We start from the raw sequence: 14283 nt of genomic DNA, 5'->3' as shown, positions 1-14283 counted from the left end.
CGATTGTGGCAAGGATGGTTCAAACTACAAACCATCCTTGAAGGCTATGAGCTAGCCAAGTCTCTTGAGCTCTGAGATGTGATCAAGAGACAGGCAAATGCCGGGCTTTTAAAATAAGATCAGGTTGTTACAGGTTACTTTTCAGGAAAGGTGCGGAAAGCACGCTCCAGTGATTTCGCCTGCTTCTTGCTGACTCCGACATGATTTAACGCGACCCGAAGGCGCGCACGAGTCATGTCTGAACCCAAAATAACCATGGCATCAATGACCGAAGTTGACGACTCTTTGCCGGTAATTGCAACGAAAATCGGCTGCAAGAAGTCTTTGATCTTCAAGTCGAGGTAATTAGCAGTTTCTTTGACCGTGCCGAAGACCACGTCTTTGTTCCACTCGCGTGCGGCATCAAATTGCCAAATCAGGTATTGCAGCGCAATGCGGACTTGGGTCTCTTCAATTTTTGCGGTAAGTAAAGCAGGATCGTATTCCGGCAAGCCACTAACAAAGTGCCCCATCAATGGCGCAAAATCACTGAAGGTTTCCATCCGCGGTTTAGCTTCTGGTAGCAAGGTCTTCATGGTGTCACTGTTGAACGCCCAAGCTCTCATCCGCTCAATCAGTTGTTCATCAGTAAACTCTTCGCGCATCCAGACGCCGTTAAGCCACTTGAGTTTATCAATATCGAATACCGGACCACCAAGAGAGACTCGCTTCATGTCGAAGTTGTCGATCATATCGGCAAGGGTGAATTTCTCGCGCTCATCCGGCATTGACCATCCCATGCGGCCCAAGTAGTTGAGCAAGGCTTCTGGCAAAAAGCCCATCTTGCGGTAGTAGTTGATGCTCGTAGGGTTTTTACGCTTGCTGAGCTTGCTTTTATCTGGGTTACGCAGCAACGGCATGTGGCCGAGCTCTGGCGCTTGCCATTCAAGATCTTCATAAAGTTTGAGCAGTTTCGGTGCCGAGTTAAGCCACTCTTCACCACGGAATACATGGGTGATCCCCATCAGGTGGTCATCGACTACGTTGGCCAAGAAGTATGTTGGGAAGCCGTCGGCCTTCAGTAACACTTGCATGTCGACCTGCGACCATGGGATCTCCACTTCGCCACGCAAATAGTCATTGAACTTGAAGCTGCCCTCTTCTGGGATCTTCATCCGCACCACATACGGCTTACCTTCTTTCAGGTATTGCTCGACCTGCTCATCAGTCAAGCGCAGACCACGACCATCGTATTTTTGAGCTTCGCCATTGGCCATTTGCTCTTTGCGCATTTCATCTAATTCTTCAGATGTTGCGAAACAGCGGAATGCTTTGCCTTCAACAATCAGTTGTTCGGCATACTTACGATACAGTTCGGTGCGTTCGCTTTGGCGATATGGACCGCGATCACCGCCCACGTCCGGCCCTTCATCCCATTCCAGTCCTATCCAGCGAAGGCTGTCATAGATAGCTTGCTCGGAGGCTGTGGAGCTACGCGCTTGGTCGGTGTCTTCAATTCGAAGGACAAACTGACCACCTTGTTGCTTGGCAAAAACATAGTTAAACAGGGCGATATAAGCGGTGCCAACGTGTGGATCACCAGTAGGAGATGGCGCAACGCGCGTACGTACCGTCATGGCAGACAGAAACCTCGATCAGGGTGGAATAGGAAATTGCCAGCAAGTTTAGCGATCCGACTGGCAAGACTCAATGTAAATGAGGATCGGCGCAGAAAGTCTCAAGATGCTGAGCTTTCATCTGCACAGCGCAGTCGGCAGCAAACAACACCCATCGGTGACGCTCAAGTCCATCCATGGATCGCTCTACACCCGGCATCCATACCGGCTGAAGCACCTCTGTCCGTTATTCGCGGCCTCTTCGTCGGACTGGTTCTTTGAAAAGGCCACATACTGTTAAGAGCAGCTTGGGAGTTGACTAGTCGAGCTTCTGCCGCATGGAAGCGGCAGTAGAGCCTACATGGAAGTATTCACGGCGTCTCGATTGGGCAATTCGCAAGCTGCGAACTTTGCTGAAAGAAAGTGAACCGGTAAGCAACAACCACCTCAAATCTGACTAAAAAAACAGCATTTAGCCAGCATTCCAAAAATAGTGTTGACACAGCAACCGCCCTCCCTATAATACGCCTCCACAGACGAGGTCGCTTAGCTCAGTTGGGAGAGCACCTCCCTTACAAGGAGGGGGTCACTGGTTCGAGCCCAGTAGCGACCACCACGTCTGACGGACGGTTAGCTCAGTTGGGAGAGCACCTCCCTTACAAGGAGGGGGTCACTGGTTCGAGCCCAGTACCGTCCACCATCTCCCTGGTCGCTTAGCTCAGTTGGGAGAGCACCTCCCTTACAAGGAGGGGGTCACTGGTTCGAGCCCAGTAGCGACCACCAAACATAGAAAAGCCCGCTTTTTAGCGGGCTTTTTGCTTTCTGGAATCAGGTCCTCGGCTCATAAGCAGATCGATTCAGATTAATCTGCAAATGCGGTTTGGAAGTGCATTACAACTTTGGCGCGAGAGAAATATGCCGTCCAAGGCGACGCTTTTAGAGTCACCTCTCCGCCTTGACCTAAGTTAGCAAACGGGTCTTCCACGACCCAAGTTGGCTCAAGACGATCCCACGCATGATAAGCGAAAGGGTACATTTTCAGTTCGACCAACTCAGAGTCAGCTGGCTCTAAGCCGCCGACCATTAGAGGACAATTAATCGGCAAATCGTAGTCATCTAAGCCACCACTTTGAATCAGCACGGGCGCAGTTAGATTTTCAAAATCAAACTCCAACCCTAACTCGCCAAGCTCTGGGTACGCAGCTTCGACCAATGGGTTGTTATATAGGTAGCAAATTGGGTAGTGGGCTGCGTGAGCTGCGAATCGAACTCCGGCAGGGTTCATCATCTGGTTATATTTTTCGGTGGCAGAAAGCAGGCTAACTACCCCGCCCCAAGAGAAACCGACGACACCAATTTTACTGGCATCAATTTCATCTAAAGTCGCCAGATAATTTAACGCAGCGTAGGCATCGGGAATGGTTTGCTGCGGCAAGTCGGGGCGACTGGCAGAGCCTCCGGCAACACCATGAGCTGTCCAAAGATCTAGCTCCAAGGTTGCGATGCCTGCTTTGTTGAGCGCTTCAACATAGTACAAGCCAGTACTATCGACTCCGCCAGTGCTATGCAAAATAATCACAGCAGGAACAGGGTTATCGATGTTGCGCGGTAAACGATATTGTCCTGATACAGTGCGATTACCGACAGGGGTTTGAACAGCAATATTAACGTAGTAAATGTGCGGAAGTTGTTCTTTGGCGACCCAAGATGCCTGAGCTGGGGCCAACCAACACAAACTAACAAGAATGGCAGTAGTACAAATTCTAAGCATGCTAATGTCCTTATCTTTGAATAATGAAGTCAATTTCAAATAAAAATATCTTTTAGCATAGGCCTGACTGGAGAAACCGCCAGCATAGCTGCCGGTTGTCGAGCGAAAACCCTCAAAGTAAGCGGCTATCTGATTGATGTAGAAAGAAACGAGGTGGGTAACAGCTGGGGATTTTTTCGATGCGCGGCTCGCAAAATCCTGCATTAATTCCCTAGGCGTTTATTTGCTGAACTAATCTCTAATGAACAGCAATATTGAACTCAGCCTCTATTTCTTTACTGGGAATATTTTCAATCAATGAATGGAATTCAAACACAAGCACCTGCGCTGACTAGCATCGGCGAATGGCATTGGGATAGTCAGTCAGATCAGTTCGAGCTGACATTAAAAACTGAGAATTGCCCGACCGCCCAGGCCCCTAGCTGTAATAAGGTTGATGACTTTCTTGAGATGATGACCTCTGGCAGCAAACACCAATTGTTGGAATGCTGTGAAAGCGTATTAGAACATGGCCAGAAGCAAACCTATGGAACTTGCTTATCGATGCCTGATGGCTCGGTGTATTACACGCTGATGTGCATAGACCGAGAAGCTGAACACAACATTCGCACGGTAATGTATTCGCTAATCGATGTGCCACGCGGCAAACAATTCGCTTCAATGTTTGAAGCCGTATTTAACAACACGCATCACGGCGTCGTTATTTGTGACGACAAGACTCGCATTATCGCAGCTAACAAATACGTCACCGACTCCACCGGTTATCAGCTCCACGAGTTAATTGGTCAGTCCACTAATATTTTTAACGCGGGCAAACACAATGGGCTTTTTTTTCAAGAATTATGGTCAGAAATTAGAACAAATGGTTTTTGGATTGGGAACCTTCTGACAAAAACAAAAAGCGGTGAAGTTTTCCCGCAAGAGCTAACCATTCAAAAAATCTCAACCGAATCAGGAAAACACTTCTATCTTGGCTTTTCATTAAACCTTGCCAATCGCCTTTATCGAATCGTAGACCGCGAATCAGGCGGCATTGAGCTACTCACCCAATTGCCGTCGGAAAAAGTTTTCAAATCAACTTTGGTCAACTCGGTAACACAGGTAGTGAACTTTAAAGGGCCGATTGTCGTTGCGTTTACCCCGAGCTTTGACGAAGACAATCTATTAACCGAGCGCAAAGAATTATCAGCTGTGTTGGCGAAACAAGATGATAAATACTTAACGGGTTACTTTGGCAATAATATCTTTGCGTTGTCCATTCCAGCGTTTGATTGTTCCGACGCCAACGTAGTTCAGCTAGTAGCAAGTCACATCCAACAAGCCTTCGGGCGCATTAAAAAGCAAGTTCAAGGGAATCTATTTAAACGTATTGTCAGTGGCAAAATTGGCGTCTCTATTTTTGGTGTCGACACTGACAATCCAAAATTATTAATACCGCACGCGCTACAGGCCATGCTAGTTCACTCTACTAGCAAGAATCGGAGTGTCAATTTTTATGACGCCAAAATTCACCAGTCGATTAAACGTCGTGAATTGCTTGAAAATACGGTTCGAAATGCTGTTTTGAGTAAGAGTTTAGAGGTTAAGTTTCAGCCCATCGTCTGCACATCAACATGGAAAATAGCTAAGTTCGAATGCCTTTGCCGCTTTCCAGAAGTTAATGGTCAGACGTTTGAAACGCAAGAAATGATCCGAGTCACCGAAGAACTCAACTTGGTCCATGAACTCGACCGTTGCATTGCCGTTAAAGCCATCAATCACCTACCAGAATTGCAAGATATTTTCGGAGAAGATTTGGCTGTATCAACCAATTTTTCTCTTTGTACTCAGCTCTCTGTCAAAGAAGTGATGGTAGGCATTGGCGATCTGATCCGGCAATCGGGCATCGCTCCAACCCATATTACTGTGGAGTTAACTGAAAGCGCTTATTTTGGAAGTGGCCAGAACGAAGAGAACACCAACCCCTTGCAACAATTGCGCGACAGTGGCGTATCTATTGCAATTGATGATTTTGGTACTGGCTATTCATCATTCGCCTATCTAACCGGTAAGAATTTTGACTTCCTTAAAATCGACAAAGAATTTGTGATGAATTTATCGGTCGGCAACCGCGAATATTACATTGTCAAAATGATCGTTGAGCTGGCTCATATTCTGGGAGTAAAAGTTATCGCTGAAGGCGTTGAGAAATTATCGGATATCAAGATATTAACGGAACTCAAAGTAGACTTTTTACAGGGTTACTATTTTTCCCAGCCTGTGTCTATGAACGACATCATGGCAGCCAACGCCTACATGGAAAACATCACAGCGCTCAAACCATATACAGTTACCAGTGGCGAATCGGCAAACTTGGCGAGCATCGTCAACCGAAATATCCCAAAGCTCGAACCCAACTTGTCAATGAGCTACGTAAAAAGCCTATTTGAAGTATCTGACATTGAAATGGTAGCAATAGTTGATAGCGGCCAATGTGTTGGAGTGATTGACCGAGAAATATATAACTTACACGCCTCGCCAACGTTGGGAACAGAAATTGAAAAACGTTCTGATCTAGAAATACTTCGACGGCGATTAGTGCAAGTGATGCGCAAGCCCCAGCATTTAGTGAAACTCGACACGCCGGTTGCCAAAGCAGTCGAATGGCTTAAAAACAAAAAGCCGTTTCCATGGGTAGTACTCGATCAAAACGATCACTTTATCGGGTTAATCGGCAAAGGCGAAATAATGGATTTTTTCTCTTCGCAATATATTGATATTGACTAGATTTCTTCGCCCAACACCATATTGCGGCCCGCTTCTTTGGCGCGATAAAGTAATTCATCGGCGCGATTGTACAGCGCATCGATATTGCTATTCATGTCGGTGACGACACCGCCACTGAATGACGCATGAAACGAGCCGCCTTCGCATTCAATCGCCTCGCCGACAAAGGCCTGGCGCAAACCATCAACTAAGGCCAGCGCTTTGGCATTGTCTAAACCCAGCATAATCAGCGCAAACTCTTCGCCGCCAACCCGAGCAAACAGAAATTTCTCACAGTAGCGCTGCATCACTTCGGCAAAGCGTTTCAGCACCTCATCACCAACAGCGTGCCCATAGTGGTCGTTGATGTGCTTGAAGTTATCTAAATCGATCAATGAAAAGCTCACCGGCAAGCCATGAGCCCAGCCGTCGCGCAGCACTTGTTTGCTAAATTCAAAGAAAGCGCGGCGATTATAAAGACCAGTCAGGTAGTCGCGATTGGCGGCATCTTCAATTTCTTCAATTAACTCAATCGCCTCGAGGTTCTGGCTGATGCGACAATAAAATTCTTCTGGGTAGAAGGGCTTATTGAGAAAGTCATTAGCGCCGTGCTTAATGAACTGAGCCGAAAGAATACCGCTTTCCTGTGATGACAGACCAATAATTGCCAAACCGCGTTTATCAAACTTGCGGCGGATTTCATTGACCAGCTTAAAGCCATCCATGTTGGGCATTTCAAAGTCAGTGAGTACCAAGCGCACATCAGGGTGAATACTCATTTGCTCAATGGCATCAAAGCCATCTTCAGCTTCAATCACATTGTATAGCTGACGCTCAAGCAAATTACGGATGTGCTTGCGCGACATTGCCGAATCATCCACCACCAGTACTTTGATTTGGTGATTGGTGCGCAGTCTGCGGGCCAACTTCATGGCGTAATGGTAAGCATGACGGCTTTCTTTTACGACGTAATCAACCACGCCACCATCAACTAGCTGCTTGCGGCGGCGCTCGTCAAAATCACCCGTCAGAACAATACAGGGAATGCCCTGCTTCATGACAAAGTCGACGACTTCGCCATTGGGTGCATCGGGCAAATTAAGATCAACAATAGCGGCGTAAAAATCAGAATTTTGGCAAAAGGCTTGTTTGGTTTCCGCGAAACTTTGGGTGAATACGGTCTCTACAGAAGATAATCGGGTGCTTGCCAGATGCTTTAAAATCCGCATCACCGTACTGCTATCTTCCACCACTAACAATCTTGCCATTTACACTTCCCAGTAATTGTTGACTAACAGAGCTTAAGCCATAAATTCAGATAGCTCCATGCCGTTTTGGCGTATCGCGATTAAACGCCGTGCTGCGCAAACAGCGCCAGCATTTGCTCTTCATCTTTAATATCGACCTCCAATTGCTGGGCTTTAGCCAGTTTGGAACCAGCATTGGCACCAGCAAACAGACAATCGGTATTTTTCGACACCGAACCGCTCACTTTCGCACCTAGCTGCTGTAGCTTGGCTTTTGCATCCGAGCGCCCCATGCTGGTCAATGTGCCAGTTAACACCACAGTTTGACCGGCAAGTGGCAGTTCGTCTGGCGCATCAACGGTGGCGATTTCTGACCAGCTTAAACCTGCCTCCAACAAACGAGTAATCACCACCTGATTGTGCGGCTCAGCAAAAAAACTGTTGACGTGAGCAGCGACGATAGCGCCGACATCATCCACCGCCACCAAGGCCTCTTCATCGGCCGCCATCAAGGCATCGAGAGTTTTAAAATGATTAGCAAGATTGAGAGCAGTGGCTTCGCCTACTTCTCGAATGCCCAGCGCATATAAAAACTTAGGCAAGGTTGTTTGCTTGGCCGCTTCGAGCGCCAGCAGTAATTTTTCCGCCGATTTGTCGCCCATGCGTTCCAGCGAGCGCACTTGCAGTTTCGATAGTTTGAACAAATCAGCCGGATCATGAACCAATTCACGCTCCACCAATTGCTCGATGACTTTGTCACCCAAGCCATCAACATTCAGTGCTTTGCGCGAACAAAAATGCTTGAGCGCTTCTTTGCGCTGGGCACCACAAACTAAACCGCCTGTGCAGCGCAGTACCGCCTCGCCTTCAACTCGCTCAACGGCCGAATCACAAACTGGGCAAGCATTGGGAAACTCAATAGCCGATGCGTTGTCTGGCCGTTGCTCAGCGACCACACTGACGATTTGCGGGATCACATCACCGGCGCGGCGAACCACGACCGTATCGCCAATCATTACACCTAAGCGCGCCACTTCATCAGCATTGTGCAAGGTCGCGTTGGATACCGTCACACCGCCGACAAACACCGGCTTTAGACGGGCAACCGGAGTAATCGCACCGGTGCGACCAACTTGAAATTCAACGTCTTGAAGTTCGGTGATTTCTTCTTGTGCAGGGAATTTAAACGCAGTGGCCCAGCGTGGCGCCTTGGCCACAAAGCCAAGTTGCTGCTGCGCTTCGATGTCATCAATTTTGATCACCACGCCATCAATTTCATAGCTCAAGCTATCGCGCTGCTGGAGAATTTGCTGACAGTAACCATTCACTTCATCAACGCCCTGACATTGGGTAAGCTCTGCGGCAATGGGCAAGCCCCAAGCCTTGAGTTGCTGCAGGCGTTGATAATGGCTATTGGCCAATTCGATTTGCTCGTCGTCGAACACGCCAACCGCATAGGCCACAAAGCTGAGTGGCCGACTGGCTGCAATTTTAGAGTCAAGCTGGCGAATACTGCCGGCGGCGGCGTTGCGCGGATTAGCAAATAGTTTGTCACCACGCAGGCGGGCGCGCTCGTTCATAGCGGCAAAATCAGCTTTTGGAATGATCACTTCGCCACGCACTTCGAGTCGCGCTGGCACCGCATTGCCACTGAGCTTTAATGGCACGGCGCCAATGGTTTTGGCATTGGCCGTTACGTTCTCACCTTGCTGGCCATCACCTCGGGTTGCGGCTTGAACCAAGACACCATTCTCATACATCAGGCTAATCGCCAAACCATCAAGCTTTGGCTCGGCACAGTAAGTCAGTGGTCGCTCATCAAGCAAACGGTCATGGCAGCGACGATCAAACTCGGTAAAGTCTTCGGCATTAAATACGTTGTCGAGCGACAACATCGGCATTTCATGCTGCACCGTGGTGAACTGCGACTGCACTTCGCCACCGACTTTCTGGCTTGGTGAGTGAGCGCTTTTGAGTTCTGGGTATTGTTTTTCAAGCGCAATAAGCTCACGCATCAAACGATCGTATTCGGCGTCAGGGATGGTTGCTTCGTTGTTGACGTAGTAAGCGTAGTTATGGGCTTGTAACTGCTCAGAAAGGACAGCGACGCGAGCTTGGGCTTGTTCTAAAGTCATGATGAATATCGCAATTAGCTAGCGACGCCCTGATGGGCGTCGAGAAGAAATGGAACCGCGTTTAAACAACCGGAATCGGCATTAACTCACAATCAGTCGCTTGCGCTCAAACTCGCGAATACGCTCCTGATAATGACGAATTTTTTGGTTGGTCAGCACACTGCGGGTGTCATCCAACACCTGACCTTTTAATTCGCGTGCCAGCTTTTGCGCAGCATTGAGCATCATATTAAATGATTGAGTTGGCTCTCCGGCGTTCGGCAGCGTCATAAACAAAGACACCCCAGGCGTCTTGAATGACTCCATATTATCGACATCAAACGTGCCTGGTTTAACCATATTGGCCAAACTAAAGACGACTTTGCCCTGGCCTGAACTGTCTTGGTGACGATGGAAAATGCCCATGTCGCCAAATTTAAAGCCTAAGGTCAGTAAGCTTGGTAATAATTCAGCACCCAGTAGATCATCCCCTGGCGCAGCGACCACAGTCAGAATAAGGACTTGCTCTGGCTCGGCGAGTACCTCTTCTTCTGGCTCTGGCTCAGTCTCTGACACAAGCTCAACGGGTTGTTCATCAGCGGCTTGTTGTTTTGCTGGCTCATCAAGCTGGAATTCAACCTGCTCGGGCTCATGGTCGTCAAGTGCAGAAAAAGACGGCTCTTGGCGATTAGCCTCTGGCTCATCCAAGCCGCCAGCAACCGTTCGAACTTGGCCGACGCCTAGGTTATCGAAACCGTCATCGTCGCGATCTCGACCCTTTTGCTCTTTGTAGATTTCAGCCAACGGCTTCTCTTTGCCGCCGATGGCCCCTCCTTGTTGGCGTCGAAGTGAATACAAGCCATGCCATAACAGGGCGGCAATCCCCAAGGCACCAGCGATAATCAACACCAAGCGAAACTCATCCATTATTCGTCCTTACTCACTTTCTAAGACACTTCAGCCAAAGCCACAGCCTGCTCTACGTCAACTGACACCAACCGCGACACGCCCGGTTCATGCATGGTGACGCCCGCCAGCTGCTCGGCCATTTCCATGGTGACCTTGTTATGGCTGATATAAATAAACTGCACGGACTCCGACATTTCCCGAACCAGATTACAGAACCGACCAACGTTGGCATCGTCGAGCGGCGCATCGACCTCATCCAGCATACAAAACGGCGCTGGGTTTAGCCGGAAAATGGCGAACACCAATGATAAAGCGGTCAATGCCTTTTCGCCACCCGATAGCAGATGAATTGTGGCGTTACGCTTACCCGGAGGACGAGCCATGATGGTGACACCGGTTTCGAGCATGTCATCGTCGGTTAATTCGAGATAGGCAGCACCGCCACCGAACACTTTCGGGAACAACATTTTTAAATCGCCATTGACCTGATCAAAGGTTTCTTTGAATCGGGCTCGACATTCTCTGTCGATGCGGCGAATGGCATTTTCCAGGGTTTCCAACGCGCTGACCAGATCGTCGTTTTGCTGATCAAGGTATTGCTTACGCTCCGAAGATTGCTCATATTCTTCAATGGCGGCGAGGTTAATTGGCCCTAACCGACTGACCGAACGCCCTACTTTTTCAAGCTGCTCTTGCCACTCACTCTCTGAGTAGTGCTCTGGCAATTGCTCTAGCACTTGTTTTAGCGGCTGATCCATTTCTTGTAGCTGCTCGGTCGCCGATTGTGCCCGCACCGATGCGGTTTGTTGCTCAAGCAGCAAGCTATCTTTTTGCGCTTTTACTTCAGATTGCTGATTGACCAGCTTTTGTTCTTGCTGCTTCAAATCAATCAACTGGTTCTGAGCGCCGTGAATGGCGTCGCTGTGCCGCGCCACCTGTTGTTCCACATCGATTTTCTGTTCTAACTGCAATTCAAGTTCAGCGCGATACTCAGCATCATCGACTTCCTGTTCCAGCTCTTGCTGGAGTTGCAACTGCCGTTGTTGCCACTGCGCCTGTTGCTGCTCCGCGCGAGTCAAGGCTTGCTGAGCACTATCGCGCTGATTGCGAATACCCGATTGCTGCAACGCTACTTGATGCTGTTGCTGCTGCAGTTGATCGCGCTGCGAGCGGGCGTCCCGAACTCGTTGCTCTAGCTGCTGCCGCTCAGCGTGCATGGCTTGATGATCGTCATCTTGCGCTTGTAATTGTTCTTCCAATAACAACTCGGTTTCTACTAGCTCCGCGAGAGTGAATTCAATCTCACTCAATTGCTCGTCGTATTGCGCTAGTTCTTGCTCGTATTGCTGTTGCTGCTGTTGCGATAATTGCTGCTGTTTGGCTAGGTTTTCCAGTGCGGTTTGTTGTTGCTGGCGCAACTGCTGCTGTTGCAGCAGCGCTTGTTGCTGTTGCTCGAACTGCGCTTGAGTGTCTTGCTGTTGGCGTTGAGCGGCGGCCAATGCCGCCTCTTGTTCAACCACTTGCTGTTGCAGGTCAGTTAACTCAACCTCAATGCGAACCAACTCCGCGTGAATCGCCAACTTGCCTTGACCACTTTGTGGCGTGAGCAGCCAGCCTTGGCCAAGCCAAAGACCGCTCTTGTCGATCACAGATCCTTCGGAAGCCACGTTTTGTAATGCTTGCCAATGCGATTGCCGCGACTCAATGCAATGAATATGAGCAAGCCGCTGGCGCACCACATCCGGCCCTTGAACTTTGCTCGCTAAACTATCAGTCGAAAACTCAAGATCGCTTGAAGCTGCTTGCGCCAAACAAACCCCCGCCGGCAATTGCGACGCCGAGCAATGTTCAAGATCAGCCACCAACCAAGCCTGCCCCAACCGGCCGAGCGCTGTTTCTACCGCTGTTTCCCAGCCTGGTTCAATCACTAGTTGTTCAACCAGCTCAGCAGTGACTGACAGCTGTTGCGCCTGCAGTTGCTCGGCAATGTCGTCATCACTTTGGTGCCACTGCTGTAAGGTTTGCAGCTGAGTTTTCAGAGCGATTTCTTGTTGTTGCAGTTCTCGCAACTGTTGTTGCTGATGCTGAGACTCGTCGTTGCTTTGTTGCAGTGCCAATTGCTGTTGTTCAACATCCACTAACAGTTGTTCAATTTCGCCATCTAACAGGCTTAACTCATCTTCCAGCTCACTTTGTTGTGCCTGTAATTGCGACACATCAAGCTGTTGCAAGCTGGTTTCGACGCGCGCCTTTTGTTGACCGATGGATTGCTGTTGCTGGCGTTGTAGCTGCTGTTGATGCTGTGCGCCTTGCAATTGTTGACGCAGCTGCTGCAAACCTTCGCTTTGCTGCTGGTAGCGTTGCTGCCAAGCATTTAACGCCTGCTCGGTTTGTTCCAGCATTAAGCCGGCTTCATCCAGTGCCAGCTCAACGCCATATTCCTGCTCTTGCAGTTGTTCTGCTTGCTCGGCCAGTACTTCAACTTGTTCTTGTTGCTGAGCGATAAAACCATCTTGCTCGGCGAGCTGCGAATTAATTCGCTCCAGCTCTTGTTGTAAGCGCTGTTGATGTTGGCCTTGATGGAGGATTTGCTGTTCCAGCCGAGTGATGCTGTTGCTGATCTGGAACAGCTGCTGGCGCACTTCTTCATGTTTGATGGTGTTAATGTCCAGCTCGGTCTGCTGTTCGGCCTGCTGTGTTTGCAGCGCAGTGCATTGGGCCTGCAACTGTTCATGCTGAACATCCAATTCAGCGGCGCGCTGCGCTAATTCATCGTGACGACCTTGCCAATTGAGCCAACGAATGGCCTCGAGCTGGGCTTTCAGCAGCCGCTCTTGCGCCTTTAACTCTTTGTATTTGCGAGCTGCAGTTGATTGCCGCTGTAATTTGGCCAATTGCTGACCTAACTCTTCGCGCACATCATTTAGGCGATCCAAATTATCGCGGCTATGACGCAGCCGGTTTTCGGTATCGCGACGGCGCTCTTTGTACTTGGAAATACCTGCCGCTTCTTCAATAAAGATGCGAAGCTCTTGCGGTTTTGATTCAATCAAGCGGGAGATCATACCCTGCTCGATAATGGCATAAGAGCGCGGCCCCAAACCTGTGCCTAAAAAGATATCGGTGATATCACGGCGACGGCACTTGTTGCCGTTGAGAAAGTAGGTGTTTTGGCGCTCACGAGTGACTTGGCGCTTGACCGATACTTCGGCGTAGTTAGCAAACTCGCCGGCAACTCGACCATCTTCGTTATCAAACACTAACTCGACCGACGCTTGCGATACCGGTTTGCGTTCCAGTGAGCCGTTAAAAATAACGTCAGTCATGTCATCGCCGCGAAGATTTTTCGCGGAGCTCTCACCCAATACCCAGCGCACGGCATCAATGATATTGGACTTGCCGCAGCCGTTGGGGCCGACAATAGCGGTGAGTGATTGCGGAAAGGGTACCGTTGTTGGGTCAACAAACGATTTAAAACCGGCAAGCTTAATTGATTTTAAACGCATTTTTTGACAACAGCGGCAAACAAAATGACAGGTGGTCCGAGCAACATATCACGTTCAACGGGAATGTCACGCTTCTGCCAAATGTTTTGCGCTTGATTGCGCTTAAGGTGCCGTGCCCATGTCCACAGACGTCTCGCAGCCTTTGCGCCGACGTTGCGCTAGACCATCGAGTGATGGCCTTTGATTACTGGCGAATAGCTAACTCGTTTTTGCCCCAAAACGAGTTACGATTTCCTTCATACCATCGCGTCTGAGATTGACGAAGGAAGCTTGTAGAAACATCCGTAATTACCGTTCGCACTGAGTTCATCCAAGCATGAACGCTGCCCCGAAACACTGAGGGTTTATACAGTTATAAGTAAAAATGCCGAAATTGGGCTGAAAAAGTCGCACTTT

At 49.2% G+C, this 14283-nt stretch carries 7 protein-coding genes and 3 tRNA genes; 4 read left to right on the top strand and 6 right to left on the bottom strand.

Features of this window, described 5'->3' with window-relative positions; genetic code table 11:
* Nucleotides 1-134: 134 nt before the first annotated feature.
* Nucleotides 135-1616, bottom strand: a complete 1482-nt coding sequence (gltX, locus tag IC617_RS18590; RefSeq protein WP_191146487.1) for a glutamate--tRNA ligase — start codon at nt 1614-1616, stop codon at nt 135-137.
* Between the two features lie 519 nt (nt 1617-2135).
* Between gltX and IC617_RS18585 the strand changes: the two genes are divergently transcribed.
* The 3 genes from IC617_RS18585 to IC617_RS18575 all read left to right on the top strand — a co-directional run bounded on the left by IC617_RS18585 (nt 2136) and on the right by IC617_RS18575 (nt 2378).
* Nucleotides 2136-2211, top strand: a tRNA-Val gene (locus IC617_RS18585).
* 8 nt (nt 2212-2219) lie between these two features.
* Nucleotides 2220-2295 (top strand) — tRNA-Val (locus IC617_RS18580).
* 7 nt (nt 2296-2302) lie between these two features.
* Nucleotides 2303-2378 (top strand) — tRNA-Val (locus IC617_RS18575).
* Between the two features lie 79 nt (nt 2379-2457).
* On the opposite strand, the gene IC617_RS18570 is transcribed toward IC617_RS18575, so the two are convergent.
* Nucleotides 2458-3366: a dienelactone hydrolase family protein gene (locus IC617_RS18570; protein ID WP_191146486.1), complete on the bottom strand. Its 909-nt coding sequence runs from the start codon at nt 3364-3366 to the stop codon at nt 2458-2460.
* Between the two features lie 543 nt (nt 3367-3909).
* Here IC617_RS18570 and IC617_RS18565 point away from each other — a divergent pair.
* Nucleotides 3910-6132: an EAL domain-containing protein gene (locus tag IC617_RS18565; protein WP_191146485.1), complete on the top strand. Its 2223-nt coding sequence runs from the start codon at nt 3910-3912 to the stop codon at nt 6130-6132.
* On the opposite strand, the gene IC617_RS18560 is transcribed toward IC617_RS18565, so the two are convergent.
* From IC617_RS18560 to smc, 4 genes are all read right to left on the bottom strand, one after another.
* Entirely contained in the window at nt 6129-7379 is a 1251-nt protein-coding gene (locus IC617_RS18560; protein ID WP_191146484.1) for a diguanylate cyclase, read from the bottom strand. The two genes, IC617_RS18565 and IC617_RS18560, sit on opposite strands and share 4 nt — an antisense overlap.
* Before the next feature lie 80 nt (nt 7380-7459).
* Nucleotides 7460-9493, bottom strand: coding sequence for an NAD-dependent DNA ligase LigA (gene ligA / locus IC617_RS18555; protein WP_191146483.1), 2034 nt, complete (start codon nt 9491-9493; stop codon nt 7460-7462).
* An 81-nt stretch (nt 9494-9574) separates the two neighbouring features.
* A complete protein-coding gene (gene zipA / locus IC617_RS18550) occupies nt 9575-10399 on the bottom strand; it encodes a cell division protein ZipA (protein ID WP_224746129.1) in 825 nt (274 codons plus the stop codon).
* 20 nt (nt 10400-10419) lie between these two features.
* Nucleotides 10420-13887, bottom strand: a complete 3468-nt coding sequence (smc, locus tag IC617_RS18545; RefSeq protein WP_191146482.1) for a chromosome segregation protein SMC — start codon at nt 13885-13887, stop codon at nt 10420-10422.
* Between the last annotated feature and the right edge of the window lie 396 nt (nt 13888-14283).

It is taken from the genome of Neiella litorisoli (genome assembly GCF_014773395.1).
In the GTDB taxonomy this organism is placed as follows: domain Bacteria; phylum Pseudomonadota; class Gammaproteobacteria; order Enterobacterales; family Neiellaceae; genus Neiella; species Neiella litorisoli.
The sequence above is the reverse complement of the archived record's forward strand: the minus strand, read 5'-3'. Positions and strand labels throughout refer to the sequence as shown.

Bases quoted from the DNA above. Each gene is read 5' to 3' on its own strand.
- gltX (WP_191146487.1), bottom strand. From the start codon at position 1,616: ATGACGGTACGTACGCGCGTTGCGCCATCTCCTACTGGTGATCCACAC.
- IC617_RS18570 (WP_191146486.1), bottom strand. From the start codon at position 3,366: ATGCTTAGAATTTGTACTACTGCCATTCTTGTTAGTTTGTGTTGGTTG.
- IC617_RS18565 (WP_191146485.1), top strand. From the start codon at position 3,910: ATGCCTGATGGCTCGGTGTATTACACGCTGATGTGCATAGACCGAGAA.
- IC617_RS18560 (WP_191146484.1), bottom strand. From the start codon at position 7,379: ATGGCAAGATTGTTAGTGGTGGAAGATAGCAGTACGGTGATGCGGATT.
- ligA (WP_191146483.1), bottom strand. From the start codon at position 9,493: ATGACTTTAGAACAAGCCCAAGCTCGCGTCGCTGTCCTTTCTGAGCAG.
- zipA (WP_224746129.1), bottom strand. From the start codon at position 10,399: ATGGATGAGTTTCGCTTGGTGTTGATTATCGCTGGTGCCTTGGGGATT.
- smc (WP_191146482.1), bottom strand. From the start codon at position 13,887: ATGCGTTTAAAATCAATTAAGCTTGCCGGTTTTAAATCGTTTGTTGAC.